At 69.3% G+C, this 17,903-nt stretch carries 13 protein-coding genes and 2 pseudogenes; 7 read left to right on the forward strand and 8 right to left on the reverse strand.

Annotation, left to right across the window (positions count from 1 at the left end):
• Positions 1 to 85: 85 nt before the first annotated feature.
• Entirely contained in the window at positions 86 to 1,150 is a 1,065-nt protein-coding gene (locus ACIBK4_RS35780; protein WP_399001629.1) for a Glu/Leu/Phe/Val dehydrogenase dimerization domain-containing protein, read from the reverse strand.
• Between the two features lie 73 nt (positions 1,151 to 1,223).
• Between ACIBK4_RS35780 and ACIBK4_RS35785 the strand changes: the two genes are divergently transcribed.
• Positions 1,224 to 1,724: a helix-turn-helix domain-containing protein gene (locus tag ACIBK4_RS35785; RefSeq protein ID WP_218967957.1), complete on the forward strand. Its 501-nt coding sequence runs from the start codon at positions 1,224 to 1,226 to the stop codon at positions 1,722 to 1,724.
• A gap of 268 nt (positions 1,725 to 1,992) precedes the next feature.
• Here the strand turns inward: ACIBK4_RS35785 and ACIBK4_RS35790 are convergent, their stop codons facing one another.
• Positions 1,993 to 3,237, reverse strand: a complete 1,245-nt coding sequence (locus tag ACIBK4_RS35790; RefSeq protein ID WP_399001631.1) for a hypothetical protein — start codon at positions 3,235 to 3,237, stop codon at positions 1,993 to 1,995.
• Between the two features lie 371 nt (positions 3,238 to 3,608).
• Positions 3,609 to 4,064 (reverse strand): annotated as a pseudogene (locus tag ACIBK4_RS35795) (transposase); the annotation flags it as partial.
• 510 nt (positions 4,065 to 4,574) lie between these two features.
• Here ACIBK4_RS35795 and ACIBK4_RS35800 point away from each other — a divergent pair.
• Positions 4,575 to 5,492: an NADP-dependent oxidoreductase gene (locus ACIBK4_RS35800; RefSeq protein ID WP_399002180.1), complete on the forward strand. Its 918-nt coding sequence runs from the start codon at positions 4,575 to 4,577 to the stop codon at positions 5,490 to 5,492.
• 274 nt (positions 5,493 to 5,766) lie between these two features.
• On the opposite strand, the gene ACIBK4_RS35805 is transcribed toward ACIBK4_RS35800, so the two are convergent.
• Together ACIBK4_RS35805 and ACIBK4_RS35810 are read right to left on the reverse strand one after the other, a co-directional pair.
• A complete protein-coding gene (locus ACIBK4_RS35805) occupies positions 5,767 to 8,103 on the reverse strand; it encodes a glycosyl hydrolase family 95 catalytic domain-containing protein (RefSeq protein ID WP_399002182.1) in 2,337 nt (778 codons plus the stop codon).
• Positions 8,104 to 9,070: 967 nt separating this feature from the next.
• Positions 9,071 to 11,236 (reverse strand): NEW3 domain-containing protein, encoded by a 2,166-nt coding sequence (locus ACIBK4_RS35810; protein ID WP_399001633.1) that lies wholly within the window; start codon positions 11,234 to 11,236, stop codon positions 9,071 to 9,073.
• 674 nt (positions 11,237 to 11,910) lie between these two features.
• Between ACIBK4_RS35810 and ACIBK4_RS35815 the strand changes: the two genes are divergently transcribed.
• Together ACIBK4_RS35815 and ACIBK4_RS35820 are read left to right on the forward strand one after the other, a co-directional pair.
• Complete coding sequence (locus ACIBK4_RS35815; protein ID WP_399001635.1) at positions 11,911 to 12,387, forward strand: hypothetical protein; 477 nt, start codon at positions 11,911 to 11,913, stop codon at positions 12,385 to 12,387.
• Positions 12,388 to 12,950: 563 nt separating this feature from the next.
• Complete coding sequence (locus ACIBK4_RS35820) at positions 12,951 to 13,211, forward strand: hypothetical protein (RefSeq protein ID WP_399001638.1); 261 nt, start codon at positions 12,951 to 12,953, stop codon at positions 13,209 to 13,211.
• On the opposite strand, the gene ACIBK4_RS35825 is transcribed toward ACIBK4_RS35820, so the two are convergent.
• Entirely contained in the window at positions 13,178 to 13,876 is a 699-nt protein-coding gene (locus tag ACIBK4_RS35825) for a response regulator (protein WP_399001640.1), read from the reverse strand. The genes ACIBK4_RS35820 and ACIBK4_RS35825 overlap by 34 nt on opposite strands.
• The gene (locus ACIBK4_RS35830) at positions 13,873 to 15,114 is read right to left on the reverse strand and encodes a sensor histidine kinase (RefSeq protein ID WP_399001642.1); all 1,242 of its coding nucleotides are present in this window, start codon (positions 15,112 to 15,114) and stop codon (positions 13,873 to 13,875) included. Before ACIBK4_RS35830 ends, ACIBK4_RS35825 begins: the two co-directional genes overlap by 4 nt.
• Before the next feature lie 132 nt (positions 15,115 to 15,246).
• Between ACIBK4_RS35830 and ACIBK4_RS35835 the strand changes: the two genes are divergently transcribed.
• From ACIBK4_RS35835 to ACIBK4_RS35845, 3 genes and pseudogenes are all read left to right on the forward strand, one after another.
• Positions 15,247 to 15,813: a class I SAM-dependent methyltransferase gene (locus ACIBK4_RS35835; RefSeq protein WP_399001644.1), complete on the forward strand. Its 567-nt coding sequence runs from the start codon at positions 15,247 to 15,249 to the stop codon at positions 15,811 to 15,813.
• Positions 15,814 to 16,113: 300 nt separating this feature from the next.
• Positions 16,114 to 16,350, forward strand: a complete 237-nt coding sequence (locus ACIBK4_RS35840; protein WP_399001646.1) for a winged helix-turn-helix domain-containing protein — start codon at positions 16,114 to 16,116, stop codon at positions 16,348 to 16,350.
• A gap of 86 nt (positions 16,351 to 16,436) precedes the next feature.
• Positions 16,437 to 17,061: pseudogene (locus tag ACIBK4_RS35845) on the forward strand (transposase).
• 162 nt (positions 17,062 to 17,223) lie between these two features.
• Here the strand turns inward: ACIBK4_RS35845 and ACIBK4_RS35850 are convergent.
• Complete coding sequence (locus ACIBK4_RS35850; protein WP_399001648.1) at positions 17,224 to 17,748, reverse strand: hypothetical protein; 525 nt, start codon at positions 17,746 to 17,748, stop codon at positions 17,224 to 17,226.
• Positions 17,749 to 17,903 lie beyond the last annotated feature (155 nt).

Below are 17,903 nucleotides of genomic sequence, written 5' to 3' on the forward strand. Positions count from 1 at the left end.
CGGTGCACGAGCACGACCCGGCGGGCGAGGGTGTCCGCAGCAAAGAGGCGCCCCTCAACCGGCGGGCCGGTCGTCGAGCAGAGAGCTATCGCCCGGCGGCGGCCAGAGCGCGCTCCGCGATCCGGTTGGCAGCTGCCAGGGTGGTTGTCGCCTCTTCGGCACTCCGCCGCAGGATCTCGGCGGTCGTCGACTGAATCGACCCCAGCCGGTCCCGGGACTGCTCAGGGCTCAGGTGGTGCAGTTCGACGCCGGTCCCGTACATCACTCCGCCGGCATTGGCCACGAAGTCGGGGGCCCAGGCGATTCCTGCCTTGGCGAGATCGGCGGCCACCTCGTCGGTGGCCAGCTGATTGTTGGCCGAGCCGACCACGGCGCGGCAGCGCAGCGCAGCCGCCAGCCCACTGGTGAACACTCCGCCCAGTGCGCACGGCGCCAGGATCTCCGTCTCCAGCGTGTAGGCGCCGTCGAGTTCCACCCACCCTGCTCCAGCCGTCTCCGCGGCTGCGCGACGGGTGATGTCGATGTCGGTTGCCCTGACCGTGGCTCCTGCGGCCACCAGGCGTCGGGTGAGTTCCTCCCCCACGGCCCCGAAGCCGACGACCACGACGTCCCGGCCGTGCAGATCGGCGGCACCCCACAGATGCTCGGCAGTGGCCAGCATCGCGTGCTCCACGCCCGCAGCCGTGCCGAACGTTGTCGCACCCAGTCCGTTCTCGGTGGTCGAGTAGCCGCCGACGTACGGCGTGCGGCGACGGATGCGGACCATGTCGGCGGTGCTGCTGCCCACGTCCGGCGCCACGTGGTACGCGCCGTTGAGTTCGTGCACCACTTCGGCCAGGTCCATCAGCAGTCCATCTCGCAGCGCCTCGTCCAGTTGCTGCGGGCCGCCGGGAAGCAGCGGTACGACAGCTTTGCCGCCGCCCGTGCCGTTGCCGACGGCGGCGGCCTTGTACGTCATGCCCCGGCTCAGCCGAAGGCAGTCGACGAACGCGTCGGCCGGGGACGCGTAGCGGGTTATGCGGACGCCGCCCACTGCGGGCCCGAGGCGGGTCGAGTGGATGGCGATGATCACAGGGAGGCCGGTCCGGCGGCCTGACCGGACCACCACCTGCTCGTGATCGAGAGTTGCTTCCAGGGCTGCAGCTGACACGGGGAAACCTCCAGAGGTGGGCGCGATGGCTGACTTAACGTACCTTAAGTCAGGCTGCTCGTAGAGTGGAGTGGTGACGTCATCCCTGATTGGCCTGCTGGCCGACCGCGACAGCTGGCGGTCCGAGCGCTGTTCCGCCGCTCGCGCCCTGGAGGTGCTCGGCACCCCGGCGAACCTGCTGGTGCTGCGCGAGGCGTTCTACGGCACGACGTACTTCCAGGACTTCGTGCGGGAAACCCCGCTCAGCGAGCCCGCGATGTCCAAGCGGCTCAAAGAACTCGTCGACGTCGGGCTCCTGACCCGGGTGCCTTACCAGGAAGCCGGCCAGCGCACACGGCACCGCTACGAACTCACCCCGCCCGGCGAAGAGCTCATGGTCGCCTTCTTCGCCCTCATGGAGTGGGGCGACCGGCATGCCGCCCCTGACGGAGGTCCGGTACGTCTGCGACACCGGGATTGCGGGGCACCTGTCCACCCCCGGCTTTCCTGCGCCGAGGGCCACATCCTGCCGCCGGGCGAGGTCGAAGTGGTCGCGGCACCCACCCTGCTGAGCACCGTGGCAGCCGATGACTGACCGCTGCCACGAGCACCCTGCCTGCCGCACGAGACGTCACGTCCAAGCGATGCCGGGGCCGGCGCCGTCCGGGTGAGTGTCGGTCCCAGGACGCTCTTGTCTCCCAGGGAACCGAGCCCTCCGGCCAGCACCCATCTCCAGTCTCGTCGCTAGTGGCCAACAAGATCGCCCGGACAGATCCCACTGGTCCTTTCATGCCCTTTCTGACGGCTCGGATGGGTTCCGGACTGTCACGGAGACAGGCAGCGTTTCCCGACCATCTCTCGGCTCACTTCCGTCTCGGTCGGCCTGGACGGGAGCCAGCGGGACGCAGTTGGGTGCCGTTCTTGAGGAGCGCGAGGCGGATGGTGGCGAGAGTGGTCTCCTCCAGGTCGGCGATGACCTGGAGTGAGAGGCGGTCGCGTTCGTACCACTGGCGCCACTGTGCTGTCCGGGTGGCAGTGTGTTGGGTGCGCCGGAAGCGGGGCGGGCTCCAGTCGACGGGGTGCTCGGAGAGCAGGTGGACGACGTGGGCGGTGGTCATCTTAAGGGTGCGGGCGAACTGGGCTATGGAGAAGTCGCTGCCGGGCACGGCCTGGTGGAGCCGTTCGGGGCTGATGCTGTGCGGGTCGGGCCCGGGCAGTTGGAGGCCGTACAGCGCGCGGTCGGGGAGTTGGGGCGTCCACTGGAGGGGTTCGTTGATGCCGTGCTCGTCGAGGAGACGTCGTGCGGTGTGTCGGAGGAGTTCTGCTTCGGCGGGCAGGATCCGCCAGCAAAAGCGCTGGTAGTGCTGGCGTTGACCGGGGGTGGCCGGCGCTATGTCGGGGTGGGCATGGTGGGCAGGTGAGCCGGTCAGCGTGTGGAAGAGCCAACGCTGAGCGTGCACCGGGTTGGGGCTGGAGTTCGAGCGCAGTCTCCGCTGCAGCTCCAACCATGCCCGCGCGTCGATGAATTGAGGGCGGGTGGTGAACAGTGCCCGTCGGCGTGCGTAGTCGATCGGGGCGCCGTTCGTGTCGAGGTGGTCGGCGAGCAGGATCACCGCACGCAGGACGTCGGCGCCGTCCAGGTGGCGGGTGAGGGTGGCGAGGAACGTGGACACGTTGTGGCTGCTGACGGTGGTGCCGGTGAGGCGGACCGCATCGCGGATCGGGGTGGTGGTCCCGGCCAGCAGGCAGGCGACGGCGAGGAGTTCCTCGGCGCGTTGGGCGACGGGCCTGCCGCTGGCGTGCCGTGAGGTGAGCCGCAGCGTCCACTCCGGCCACAGGCGGGCTCTGGCGTTGTGGTCGGTTGGGGGCCTGGTGGAGTAGACGCCGGTGCGGTGACGCAGGCGTGCCACCGGCATCAGCTTGCTCTCCCTGCTGCACCGCAGGGTGGCTTCGAGCGCGGGCGAGATCGCTCCGCCGAGGGCAACGACGTTGCCGGGGTACAGAGGTCTGCCCGATGCGGTCATCCGGCCGGTCAGCCACTCCGCGGCCCGGGCGGCGGAGCGGATGTTCTCGGCGCGCAGGATACGAAACGCTGCCGAGACTGCCACGGCCGTCGCAGCGGCGTCGCCGGGAGCGACGTGGCTGTGCAGATCACCATGGCGGGTGTCCAAGTGAGCGTTGTGGAGCCGACGGGCAGCGCGTGAGCGCGGTGGTGCTCCAAACGGTCCAGGACATTGGGTGCTGCGAGCGGGCCCAGGTCGTCGGGGGTTGCGTGGTTGAGGACGAGTGCTCCCAGAGTCTTCGTATCGCGCAGTACCACCTTCAACGGAGCGCCGCCGAGCCCGTACAGCGGCCAGCGCACCCGACGGCCCGGCGCGGTGAGGGTGGTGTCGATGAAGCGTTGGGCCTCGGCCAGATCCCCGTCGGCCGGGATCGCGGTGGCGGGGGTGTCGGTGAGGGGGTGGTGGCAGCGAGGTGGTCGTGGTCCGCTGTCGGGGGCTGCGCTGGAGCTCTCTTCGGGGCCGGCCTGGGCCAGTGCGGCCGGGCAGCCGAAGGCCTGCAGCAGCGCCGGCACCGCCGGGTGACGCAGGCGGGGGCCCAGGACCCGTTCAAGGGCCGGGGGGATCGAGGCCAGCAGTCCGCGCAGCCGGTTGGAGATGCGGGTGGCATCACCGGCCGGGTCGTCGTCATGGCCCAGCACCATGGCCGGTTCGGCCCGGACACTCTCGTCCGGCGTGATGCTTCGCAGCAGGTGGGGCATGGTGCGGGCGGCATCGGCGATGACGAAGGCATCGCGGGCGTCGGTCTTGCCGGAGCCCGGGTGAAGATCAGCCAGCCGTCGCATCGACAGGCCCGGCAGACAGGCCACCTCGCAGCCGCTGGCGCGGGCCACCGCCACCAGCAGCGCGCCGATCGAGGCCTCCCGTTGGTCGACGGGCATCGGGCGGCCCGGATCTCCCCCATGGAGCCCGTCGGACAGGCAGCCGCGACCCGGCCGGCGGCTCGTCTTCCGGGTCCTCTTGCGTCCCACCCTGCGCTGCTGCCTTACGGCCGTGCCCGGAGGCGGCGCGGCGGGCCTTCCCTACGGCCTGGCTGACAGTGTGGGCGACGCCCTCGACGCTCTTCACCCCGTGCTCCGCGTCCGACCGGCAGCGGACCGCTGTCCGCAGCGCCTTCGACAGCCCATGGCGCCGGTCTGGGCTGATCCGTTCGACGTACAAGCCGAATCCCAAAGTGGCCCATGGATTTGCCATGGAAATGGACCATACCCCTGGGCTACTCCGCTCTTAAAGTCGGAGACATGACGACGGGCGCACAGCAGTCCGGCCGACGCAACCCAGATCGCCGGCCGCGTCCCGTCCAGCCCGCAGCGGTGATGCCGAGCCGGCTTTCCGCCCCTGCGGAATTTCCGCCGAAGACACAGATGATCGAGGAAACGAGTCCCATGAAAGCGATCGTGGTGACAGACCGGGCCGCAGGAACAGCCGGGATGACGCTGGCCGAGCGACCCGAACCGCAGGCAGCCATCAACGATGTCGTCGTTCGGATTCACGCGTCGGGATTCGTCCCGACCGAGATGGAGTGGCCATCGACCTGGACCGATCGCGCGGGCCGCGACAAGACACCGTCGATCCCCGGCCACGAGCTGGCCGGAGTGGTCACCGCCCTCGGCTACGGCACCACGGGGCTCTCGGTGGGGCAGCGAGTGTTCGGCCTCGCCGACTGGCACCGTGACGGCACCCTGGCGGAGTACGTGGCGATCGAAGCACGCAACCTCGCACCGCTGCCCGGCGACGTCGACTTCACGACAGGCGCGTCCCTGCCCATCTCAGGCCTGACCGCCTGGCAGGGACTGTTCCGGCACGGCCGCCTTCAGGCCGGACAGACCGTCCTCGCCCATGGCGCGGCCGGGGCGGTCGGGACGACGGTGACCCAACTCGCACGTGAGGCCGGCGCCCATGTCATCGCCACCGGACGCGCCGCCGACCGTGCCAAGGCACTCGACTTCGGCGCGCACGAGTTCGTCGACCTCGAGAACGACACGCTGGAAGACGTCGGCGGCGTCGATCTGGTCTTCGATGTGATCGGTGGCGACATCCAGAAGCGGTCCGCTGCCCTTGTCAGGGCTGGAGGAACACTGGTGTCCATCGTCGGCCCGGTCGAAGCGCGGCCCGCTGCCGGCCTGGCGGTGGACTTCGTGGTCGAGGCCGATCGTGCCGGACTGGGCGAGATCGTGCAGCGGGTGCGGGACGGGCGACTGCGCACGAACATCGACACCGTCGCACCCCTCGACGATGCCGTCGCCGCCCTCAATCCGACCGAGCGACGCAAGGGAAAGACGATCATCCGGGTTCGTCCGTGACCGGCGTTGAGGGCCGACGGCCAGTGACCGCCTCGACCAGTACGCCTCCGGCGTGGGTACTGGTCGGAGTGGTTTGCGTCCGGACCAGTCGGACGGCCGCATGTCGGCAGAGGTACCGCTGTACGTCGTGGCGAGGGGCAACGGCCCCGTGTCCCGGCTGAACCGGCTGACCATCGGGCCCTCACCGGCGATGTGAGGAAGCGTGTCGCCGAGTCCGAGGCCGGCCAGGTGGGCCGCCTGACACTCGACGACACGGCCACGTCCTCCGGCTTCGCTACGGCAGGCCCCAGGCCGCCCCCGGCTCACTGACGGCAACGGGTGCGATCACGAGATCGGGGCGAGAACCGGCGTGGACCAGAACCTCACGCCCCCGGGGAAGGTCGATGGCGAGGGTGCCGTCGCCCAGATCACGGGTGTGGGCGGGGGTGCCGTCGTCCAGGAGCACGGTAAGAGTCCCGGTGAGACCGTGCCGGAGCTTGAGCGGCTCGCCCGCCAGGCTTCTGATCCTGATGAACCGGGTCGCCCCGGCCTTTCGCACGGCGCTGACCAGGAAGGCGCCCTGGGTCCGGAAATCATGCAGGGTCACGTCCGCCCAGGAGGAGGGGACGGCCGGGAAGACACGGATCACGCCGCCCCAGCTCTGGCAGAACATGTCGTGCAGGGACTGCGAGGCGGACAGCGGCGTCTCGATGACCGGTCCGGCCTCGGTGTAGTGCGTGTTGGCACGGCAGGGGTAGCGCGTGGCGGGATCGAAGAACTTCCGCAGGTACGTGATCGCGGTGTCTCCCTCACCGGTCATCGCGTACATGGAGGCGGCGCCGGTGTAGCTGTAGCCCCGGTGGGCGCCGGTCAGGGCGTGCCAGTGGGCGACCGACTTCGTGATCAGGTCGCGGCTGCCGGGCTGGTCCCAGTTGACGAGATAGAGCGGGTACACCATCAGCAGGTGTGAGTAGTGCCGGTGGGACTGCGCGTACGGGGTGTCGGCGCCGATCATGAAGCCGTTGTCGTCCACCGGGTACGGCGTGAGCCTGGCCAGCACCTCCTGCCAGCGTGGGATCAACTCGTCGTCGATTGCGAGCAGTTGGGCGGATTCGATCAGGGTCTGGCAGCCCCAGCGGATCAGGGCCAGGTCGTAGTTCGTGTCCTGCGGCGGCACGACGGGGTATTCGGGCGAGAGTGTGCTGGGCAGGTGGAGTCTGCCGTCACTGCCCGGGGCGAGGAAGTGCAGGTAGTAGTTGATCGCCCGGCGCAGCACGGGATAGATCGTGTCGCGCAGCAGCGCCTTGTCCATCGAGTGCCGGTAGGACAGCCACACGTTGTGCAGCGCCCAGGTGAGGTCGCCGGTCTCCGCGCCTGTTCCCGGTCGTCCCACCTCGCGATTGGCGAACATGTCGGAGCTACGGCCGATGCCGGAGCTGTCCGCCCGGTAGGCGGTGGGCACGTTGGCGGCGAGCTGTTCCTGGTTCTGGCGCAGCGTGGTGGCGAGCGAGTCCAGCTCAGGGTGGTTGAAGCCGTGGATGAGCCAGTACTCCAACTGGACGTTGAGGTTCCACCAGACCGCGGGCCAGGGTGTGGGCTCCAGCCAGGGCCCGGAGGTGGCCATGACGGGGCCGCCGGCGCGGCTGGCGGAGGCGACCTTGTAGAGCTGGATCCAGTGGAAGCTCTGCAGGCGCTGGTCGGGGAACGAGACGAAGCTCTTGCGGTAGAACGTGTGCCACCACTGGGTGTGCCGTCGTCTGAGGGCGGTGTGCGAGGCCGCGCGCCGGATGTTGCGTAGCGAAGCGGTTGCGGCCGCGGTGTCGGAGGGCGAGCTGTGTCCGACGCTGAGCAGCAGGTCGTGGCCGGTGCGGCGGTAGGCGGTGGCGGTCTGACCGCCGGTGAGGGGCTGGAGCACCTGCTCGATGCCGTCGGCGGAAGTCCGGGTGGTCCAGGGCGGGTTGGCGGTGTAGCCGGCGGGCGGGGCTTCGCTGATGCGCCGGGGGCTGAGTGCTTCTTCGGGGTGGAACGTCCAGGTGACCCGTTCGTCGCCGCCGGCCGTCACACGGGCGGCGAAGACCTCGTCGTGGATGAGGGCGGAGAGCGTGAGTGTGCCCGCGGTGGTGGTGACGGTACCGGTGAGCTCGGCGTTCCACAGGCTCAGCCGCCAGTCGACGGAGGTGATGGTGCCGACCGGTTCGAGTGTGAGGTGGCCGACCGGCAGGCGACAGGTGCCCCAGCCGCTGCCGAACTCGGGCCGATGGTCCTGGACCCGGCCGTGCTGGATGGTGAAGCGGATCTGGTTGGTTCCCGGCTCCTGGTACACCATGCTGCCGAGCTGGCCGTCCCCCAGGAACGGTCCCTCGTACCAGAGGGTGGGCAGTCTGCTCCACAACAGATCCTGGCCCCGCAGAAATTCTTCCCAGGCACCGTCGGCACGCATGGTGTCGCGGAGTCTCCAGGGGGTTCTGCCGGTTCTGGCCGCCGGTACGACGTCGGCCGCCCCGTCCGCCCGTACGGGCTCGTCGGCGTGGGCCGTTCCACCGGGCAGGGCCGCGGTCGCAGCTCCTCCCAGCGCGGTGCCGAGTAAGACTCTGCGGGGCAGCGGCGAGTGGTTCCCCGACTGCGAGGTCATCATTGTCCTCCAGAGCTGACGGTCATTGATACATCGGGTGTATCGAGGAACCTAGGCATCCCCTAGGCACCTGTCAATGACCTCGACCGACAGCCATCCACGCCGAACAACCGGTTAGTTGCGGCTATTTGGGAAGACTTTCACACACCGGCAATCCCGCCCCGAGTTCTTGACTCATCCGATGTATCGCACTTACCTGCAGCCGCGCCGGCCCCGCCATCGGCCGACCTTGCTGGACCGGCACCTGGGAGGACGCCACATCCGCGACCACCACCAACCTGTCGGCCCGTCGGTGCGCAACGTGATCCACACGGCGTCGTGGGCCGCGCGGCCCACCTCCGCGCCTCCGACCGGCTCGGCACGGCGCCGCAATAAATCGACTCCACGACCGTCGCCGCACAGGAATCCACCGCCCCGAAAGACCCCAACTCCGCAGCTCGGACGACGCGTTCAATCTCCTTCCACAGCGCCCCACCCCTCACGGTCCCGGCCAGCCATGACGCCGTGAGCGCCCGGTCCTGTACAGGTGTCCTCGGACACCAACCTGCTGGGCAGCCCGTACAGGCCCCAGGACTCGGGCCCGGCGGCGTATCACCGCTCCGCCTTGCATGCCTCACCCCTCGCACCGGTCCGTGATCACACGGGGGGGGTAGGTCAGCACCGCATACGCCGGGACCACCCGCGCCTGGTACCACCTGCCGAGCGCGAACCACCGCCGACCCGACCGGCTCACCAACCGCCTGCGCCGACTGCCCCCGCACGAGCGCTTCGGCGTGCTGAACGCAGGCATCAAGGGCAACCGCGTACTGCTGAACGGCACCGGCCTCAGCGCCCTGCCCGGCTCGACCCGACCTCCACTCCCCCACCGAAAAGGACGCCCATGAACACGAGATCACTCATACGGGCCGGTACCGGCCAGGGAGCGGAGCCGGAGCCTGCTGTCTCCCACGACAGCGCATACAGACCGTCAACCGCTGGTCGTGAAGTCGGTGAAATCGTCTTCGCTCGGGTAGCCCGGGCTGGCAGCGGTGCCGAAGAGGCCTACGTCCTGGACAGGGGCGGCGGAGGGAACGTTCACGGTACTCAGCTGGGTCCACGTGATGCTGTCGGTGGAGTAGTAGCCGGTGAAGGTGGTGCCGGATCGGACCAGCCGGATCCAACTGGGCAGGACGGGCTTGCCGACGCCGGAGCCGTTGGGTGCGGTGCCGGCGTCGAGCCGTCCGTCGCCGTCGGTGTCCCACTGCATGAAGTAGCCCTTCTTCGCGCTCACTCCCACGGTCACGAAGCCGGGCGAGTTGCTCGCGGCGGTGATGTCGTTGCGCACCATGATTCCGGTCTTGGCCCCGGAGTTCTGGTACCGCTGCCAGGTGACACGAACCGTCGTGACGGAGCCGTCGTGTTCCGCGCCGGGGACATAGAGCGCGCCGTACTCGTTCTTCGGTCCGTAGACGTCGGCGCCTGCCGCGTGAAGGCCGAGGGCGGAGCCGACCTGTGAGAAGTTCGCCGGCTCCGGCGTAGAGGAAAAGGTGTGGAACGGGGCCCGAACGGGCTCGTCGAGCAGAACGCTCGTGTGTCCGGCAGCCGAGCCGGCGCCCCGTGCCCCGGTGCCGGTGTTCCATCGGAAGCGGGCGAGGGCGCCGAGCCGGACCGTCGGGAAGAGCTGGGTGATGGACGCCGGTGGCGTGACACGGTAGGTGGCGCGGACGGTCGCGCCGGGCGCGACGGAGGCGAAGGAGGTGGGTGAGACGGGGGTGGCCGTCCAGCCCTTCGGGACGGACAGAGCCACGTGGACGCCGGTCGCGACGACGGTGCCCCAGTTGGTGAAGTCCGCGTTGGCCGTGGTCGGTTGACCGGTCCCCAGGGTGCCGGGGGCGGTCACGGTGAGGCCGGTCTGCGGGCGTCCCGGCGCCTTGCCCGCGGCCCACGGACGTACCCGGAACAGCGCCGCGCCGTGCACGGGGACCGAGGCGGCGACGGTGGCGCCGGATGACCGGGTGACCTCGTGCGTCCACACGTTGTCGAGGCGGTACGAGGAGGACGCGGGCAGGCCGGCCGTGTCCGCGGCGATGGAGACGGTCTGTGCGACGGACCCCGTGTTGAACAGCCCCAGGATCACATCGCCGTTCGGCTCCGTTTTCGCGAAGACCTGCGTGGTCGCGCTCTTGCTCACCCGCGTCGCATTGACGGTGTCCTGGTCCACGGCGATCACGTCACGATTCGCCAGCAGCCTCAGATCAGCGGCGTCGAGCCTGGTCAGGTCCGTGCCCAGGAGCAAAGGGGAGGAGGCCAGCGACCACAGACTCAGCTGGGTCTGCCGCTCGTCGGGGGTCAGCCCGCCGTCGCTGCCGTTGCCGACCTCGATCGAGTCGTAGTCGTTGAACGCGCCGGAGCCACCGAAGGGTTGCCAGGCGGCGACCTGGTCGAACCGGGCCGACGTCCGCTGCCAGCTGGTCAACGGGGTACTGGATCCGTTGACGCCGCAATAGCACTCGATGTCGCCGCCGGTGCGCCAGCCGTTGCTGGTGGCCTGCCAGGTGGCGGCATCGGCGATGCTGAGCGAGTTGGAGAGCTCCAGGTGCATCGGACGACCGGTGGCGACGATCGCCTGGTGCCACACCCGCAACTCGGGGCGGTTGTCGGCGGGGACGAGGCCGCCGCCGGGGCCGACGAAGTCCATCTTGATGTAGTCGACGCCCCAGGAGGCGAAAAGGTCGGCGTAGCCCTGCACGTACTCCTCTGCGCCAGGCTTGCCGAAGTCGATGCGGTAGGAGTCGTTGTGGGTGTTGCCGGGCTGTGTCGGGTCCGCGATGTCCTGCATGTGGTAGGCAGTGCCCTGGACCGGCAGGTTCTTCTGATACGCCTCGATCGGGATGCCCGGCGTGAGGTAGATGCCGAACTTGAGCCCCAGGCGGTGCAGGTACGCGGCGAGGGCGGGGATTCCGTCGGGGAAGCGGGTGGTGTCCCAGGCGCTTCGTCCGTAGGCGTCCAGGTGGTCGGACCAGCCGGCGTCGATGTTGATGTAGCGGTAGCCGTAGCGCCGCAGCTTGTCGTGCATGACCCGCGCCTGAGCCTTGATCCCGTCCTGGGTCAGGCCGCTGCCTTCGCGCAGCGCGCTCCAACTGCTCCAGCCCATGGGCGGTGTGGGCGAGATGGGGGTGGCTGCGTCCGTCGGGGCCGCGGATGCGGGCGCGGCCGCCGCGGGCGACGTTCCCGTCGCGAGCCCAAGGAAAAGCAGTAAGGGCAGCAGACATCTGATCAATCTCGCGCACATCGAACGGCTCCTCAGAGTGGCCAGCGGAAACGTGCCTTGTCCTCACCGGTCGAACGGCACATGTTCTATGCGCGATAGACAGCTACGTCAACACATTCATCCGATGAATCACTCAGTGACGCCGCATGACGGCCGTGCAGGATCACTTTTCACGCCGGGCACCGGGACGGGCGCGGGGCGCAGCTGCCGCGGGCGCCACCCCTGCCGTCAGGGCGGTGGAACGGGGCGAAGTCTTCGCGTGTTCGGGGCAGGGACCCACGATCTCGTACAGACCGCGCAACCGTCCCGCCGTGCACACCGGTCCCGCAGTCTCTTGGCGCACCGGGCAACCCTCGTCGCTGATCCGATCTGCAGCCTCGCCTACACAGTCGGCCAGATTTCAACTATGCCGTTCCGTGTTGCTCGCGTATCAATGGGGATCGCAAGTTCCGACGGACCGTCAGATTCGATCCCCCGCAGTGTGCCCGCACCCACTCGGCCCGGGGTCGCCATCCCACACATGGCACTCCCACCACCGGGAAGGGACCACGATCCCCATGAAGCGATTAACCACAGGTGCGGCACTCACAGCCGGGGTCATCGCCGCCACGACGCTGGCCTTCGCGCCCTCCGCGTCCGCCGCGGTCACTCCGAGCTCCGCCACCATCACCGCCGCCTGCGGCATCTTCGGCGGCGGCACGGCCACGCTGACCGCGACCCAGGTCAGCAGCACTTCAGCGACCATCACCCTCAGTTCCACCGCCATCACCACGCCGCTCGCCCTGTCGGCGAACTCCATCACCTCAACGCTCACCATGACCAACTCCACCGGTGCCAACCGGGTGTTCAGCGGCACCGTGAACCCAGCCATACCCGCAGGCGGCGCCGTCACCGTCGGTCCACTTCCCGGCACCGTGGCCGTCGGCGACAGCCTGGACTTCTACAAGGGCTCGCTGAAGATGGTCATCTTCGGCATCTCCGTCACCTGTACGTCGAACGCCGCCCAGTCGCCCGGACCCTTCGTCTTCAGCTGAGCCTGCCGTGAGTGAGTGATTCGTTCCGGATGCCGCAAGAACTGACGGACCTAATGCTCTGTCATGCTCTTGCGGCATCTCCACCGACTTCCACGACCGCTGCACCCGCACCTGCGGAGAACCGAACTGTCGCTCCGGGCGGACGACGCCCTGCCCGCACCGGGATCAGACCCAGGCAGCCTTCCACCCGGAGCGATGCCCTACCGGCCGCGAGATTCCCACGGCCGGCTGCCGCCGGGAACACCGCTCACCACGAACACCGGGAGAGCCCTTCCGCTCTGGGTTCCGGTCGGCTGCTCCGGGCCGTGAACCGCCCGCGCGGAGGGCAGCACGTCCACGCCGATGCAGCTGCCGCGCTCCCGCAACGCCTGTGACCGCTCCCCTGAGCGGTATGCGCAGCCCGGCGTCGATGCTGTCGTCCGACACGTCGCCGAGCGCACCCCCTGAGGCCCGACGCCGCAGATGAAAGCACCGCCGAGCTGCACGACGAGCTGTCGACGATCTACGCCGGCATCCTGGTCGATGACGATCCCGATACCGGAGTCCTCACCGTCATCAGTGCGTTGGCGCACTGGAAGAGCTACCTGGAACAGAACCGGCGTGGCGAGCTCTACGAACTCGCCATCCATTCCGTCGAGGACGTCGAACACCAGGTCTCCGCCGACCTCGACGACATCCTCGCCACAGCGGAGATGGCCGCCGAACACGAGCGCATGCGCCGCCTGCTGGACCCCGGCACGAAGTGGGGACTCCGGACACACTGGCCACCGGGCGGGATGCTCGTCGCCGCTCAGTCCCCGGCCCGTACCAGTCCGCTCTCGTAGGCGAAGATCACCGCGTGGACACGGTCCCGGAGGCCGAGCTTGGTCAGGATCCGGCCGAGGTGGGTCTTCACCGTCGTCTCCCCGACGAAAAGCCGGTCCGCGATCTCGCCGTTGGCCAGTCCCCGGGCCACCAGCCCAAGGACGTCCCGTTCCCGCTCGGTGAGAACCGCCAGGCGGCCACGCTGGGCGGACACGGACGCGGGGGCATGCAGGACGAAGCGCTCGACCAGGCGCCGGGTCAACGACGGCGCCACCATGACCTCGCCCCTCAGCACCGCACGGACGGTCACCAGGATCTCCTCGGCGGGGGCGTCCTTGACGAGGAAGCCGTTTGCGCCGGCACGGAGGGCCGCGTAGGCATACTCGTCGAGGTCGAAGGTGGTGACGACGAGTATGAGAGGCCCGTCGGGCTGGGCGCAGAGGTGTTCGGTCGCCGCGAGTCCGTCCAGACCGGGCATGCGAACGTCCATCAGGACGAGGTCCGGCTTCAGGGCGGCGACCTCCGCGATCGCCGCGGCGCCGTCGGCGGCCTCGCCCACCACGGTGAGGTCGGGCTGGCTGTCGACGACCATCCGCAGCCCCATCCGGATCAGCTCCTGGTCGTCGCAGATCAGCACCCGGGACGATGACACGGTCCGCTTCGGAGTCGGGGCCGGGTCGCTCATGGGGCCGCCCTGGTGGGCCCGGCAGGGCGCAAGGTCGCGGCGACCCGGTAGCCGCCGTCAGGTGTGGGCCCGGCGTCGACGCGCCCGCCGTACAGGGCGGTACGTTCGCGCATGCCGACCAGTCCGCGACCGGACGGGAGCAGCGGTGCGGAACGCCCGGCGGCTCCGGCCGAGTTCTCCACCTTGACGCGGACCAGCCGCCCGGGCCCCAGTCCACCGGTGTCGACCCGCACATAAACCGTGGCGTCCGGCGGCGCGTGCTTGACCACGTTGGTGAGTGCCTCCTGCACGATGCGGTACGTCTGCACCATGAGATCCGCCGGAAGGCCGCCGCGCGCTCCACGAAGGTCCAACAGGGCGCGCCTGCCGCTCGTGTTGAGACGTTCGACCAGCCGCCTCAGATCAGCCGCGAGGTGTTCGCCGGCCGCACCGGAGCCGGAGTCGCCGATCGAGGAGTCCGCGTCGGGGGTACGCAGCACCTCCAGCAAACGGCGAAGTTCGCCCAGTGCCTCACGGCCGGTCGCGCTGATGACGCCGAGCGTGCGATCGACGACGGCGGGGTCGACCTGCCGCATCAGCCTGCCGCCCTCGGCGTTCAGCACCATCACGCTCACACTGTGCGCGAGGACGTCGTGGATCTCCCGGGCGATGCGCGCCCGCTCCTCGGCGACGGCGACCTTGGCCAGGGCGAGGTGTTCCGACTCGGCGAGCACGGCCCGCCGCTCGAACTCGGCGATGTAGGCGCGTCGGGCACGGACGTACTCGCCGAACACCCAGGCCCCGGCCAGCAGGAGCCCCACCGCGAGCGGAGTGAGCAAGGCCCCCCGGGCGCCCGGGCCGCCGTAGTCCCGCTGCCACGCGGGAATCCACAACAGAACACAGCCGGCGGCACAGACCACTGTCGCCGCGGCAGCCATACGCAAGCCACGCACCGTGAGGGTGGCCAGGACCGCGGCCAGGGCGACGGCGCCGCGACCCGGTTCCTGACCCCAGACCTGTCCGAGGTACTGCGCCCAGAACCCGGCTGTCACCAGGGCCGCAACGAGCACCGGCCGACGCCGACGCCACAACAGGGGCAGCACCAGGACCATGTAGACACCCGCCTGCACCCAGACCGGCCGCCACCCCGGCTGGGGTCGGATCACCGGGGGCACGGCAACCAGCACGATCAGCAGCAGGTCCGACAGCCACGGATAGCCGCGCCGCAGGCGGGACAAGGTCTCGATCAGCTGTTGCACCGCTTCACGCTACGGCCGGAGAGCGCTCGCCTGCATCGTCCTGGCGGGCGTCACGGGGTCCTCCCCCAGTCGTACGGACACCGGCCGGGCATACGACGTGCGGCCACCCGGGGCGTTTCCAGCATGGCCGCCATGTCGATGACCACGGAGTTCCTCAGACGCCCCCTCATGACCGGCGCCATAGCGGCCAGTTCACGACGGTTGGCCCACGCCATGACCGAGGGAATCGGCCTGGAGCGGGCCCGGACCGTTGTCGAACTCGGGCCGGGGACCGGGGTGTTCACCGACTCGATCCTCGCCCGGCTCGGACCCGACGCACGGCTCGTGGCGATCGAGCTCAACCCGGTGCTCGCGGCACGGTTGTCGGCCACCCGGCGCGACACGCGCCTGACCGTGATAGCGGGTTCAGCCGCCGAGTTGACCGCGACGGTGGGCGAACCAGCCGACGCGGTGGTCTCCGGACTGCCGTGGACGGTCATACCGCGGGAACAGCGCGGGCACATCCTGAACGCCGTGGCCGAAGTCCTCACGCCTGGCGGCCGGTTCACCACCTTCGCCTATCTGCACGCGGCCTGGACTCCGCCCGCCCACCACCTCACCGCCGAACTCGCCTGCCGCTTCGACCGGTTGGAGCGCTCGAAGACGGTGTGGGCGAACCTCCCGCCCGCCTTCGTGCACCGAGCCACCAAGAAGCACTGACGAAGGCGTCGTGGAGTTCGGTTCGGCGTTCCCCGGGGACGGCGAGACGGTTGATCTGATGGAGCAGGGCGAAGGTCTGTTTCACGACCTACTGATCTTTTCGGGCTGTTGCCGGGTGCTGATCCCTGCGGTGGGCCGGTGGTATGCGGTACGTGCAGGGCGGCGGGTTGACCGCCGAGCGGCGACAGTTTCGTGAGCGGATCCGGTGCGAGGCGGGCGAACGGTTCACACGCGGCGAGAGGGCATCGGTGATCGCGAGGGTTCTGCGGGTGAGGGAGCGGTCGGTGGAACGCTGGCGGCATGCCTGGCGAGAAAGGCCGGATGGATGCCCTCGCCACCGCAGGGCCGCCGAAACTGCCCAAGCTGTCCGACGACCAGTTCGCGGAGTTGGAGAAGGAGTTGGCCCTCGGGTCCGCCGAGCACGACTGGGAGGACCTGCGGTGGACCCTGGCACGGATCAGAGTCCTGATCGCCTTCAGGTTCCGGATCGGCTGTTCGATGGCGGCGGTATGGCGGCTGCTGCACCGCCACGGATGATCCTGGCCGTCTCCCGCGCGCCGGGCCATGGAACGCGACGAGCATGCGGTCGAACTGTGGAAGAAGGATGTGTGGCCGCAGGCGGAATGACTGCGGCGGCGCTCGGGGCCTTTGTCGTCTTCGAGGACGAGGCCGGGTTCTCGAAGACGCCGCCACGGGCCCGCACCTGGGGCCGGCGTGGGCATACGCCCGTGGTGCGGGTGCGGGTGCGGGTGCGGGTGCGGGGCCGGTCCTGGCGCCGCTGGTCGATCGCCGCCATGTGCTGTTACCGGCCGGGTGAGGCGTCCCGGCTGATCTACCGGCCGCGCCGCCATCGCAAGCACAAGGGCACAGAACGCGACAGCTTCTCCTGGCGTGACTACCGCGACCTGGTCGTCCGCGCCCACACCCGAATCGGCGCGCCCATCGTCTTGATCGGGGGCAATCTCAACGTCCACCGGGCCACCGGGATGCATGAGTACGCGGCCGCGCATGACTGGCTCACTGTCATGCAACTGCCCTCCGATGCCACGGACTTGAATCCGGCGGAGGGCATCTGGTCGCTGTTACGGCGCGGCCCGGTGGCCAACACCGCCTTCACCGACGACGAATCATCTTGAACGCACTCCGCGCCGGGTCCTGCGTCATATCCAGCTCCGGCCCGACCTCATCGACGGATACCTTGCCGGCACCGGACTCACCCTCACCCAGCACCGGACAGCAATCCGATGAGCTCAGTAGCTCCTGTGCCCTTCTCCAACGCCCCGCACTCGTCCTCGCGATGCTCAAGAACATCGCCCGCGTGGAGGCGCTTGGTCTGCCTCCCGAGAGAGAGCCGAGAGGGGCCGGCTACTCCCGGAGGAAGAGACCGACCCCTACGTCGAGCGGACGGGATCAGCTCAGGCCGAGGTCGGACAGGGCGGTCGTCCAGTCGGTGATGATCGCGTCCTGGGCGTCGGAGAGGGTGACGGTGCCGGCGCAGACGGCCTTCTTGAGCTTGTTCTCGACGGTGTCCTTGTTGGCGGCGGTCTTGGTGCCGTACTCCGGCTCGGGCCAGAGATTGAGTTCACTCTTGGGGGCGCCGCCGAGTTCGAGGGGGAGGAAGTGGTCCTCCTCGTAGTCCGAGGTACTGGTGTCCGTGTAGCCGTACTCGACGATCTGCTTCTTCTTCAGCGCGGTGGTGTAGGAGCTGGAGGGCCGGACGGTCGCGGTCCACCCGGAGACGCAGATGGTGGAGTCGATGGTGGACTGGGTGACGTCCGGGTTGAAGTCGCCGGGCTGGCAACTGGGGTCGGGGAGGGGGAGGTAGTCCTGGCTGCAGCTCTGCGCGTGCGCGGTGCCGGCGGCCACCGTGAGGCCGGCGGCGGCGAGGGCGAAGGAGGAAAGGGCGGTGACCACTGAGCGGGATATTCGGGGCATGGGGGGGATCTCCCGGAGCGGTGCCCGGCAGGAATTCCGGGCGGTCGTGAGCATGACAGCACCGGGATCATCTATGCGGGTAGAGCCCTTTGCCGGTCGCGGAGATCCCTTTGTTGAATGTTTCAGTACGCCGGGGCCGACGGAGGGGAACTCAT

This window comes from Streptomyces sp. NPDC050528 (assembly GCF_044457795.1).
GTDB lineage: Bacteria > Actinomycetota > Actinomycetes > Streptomycetales > Streptomycetaceae > Streptomyces.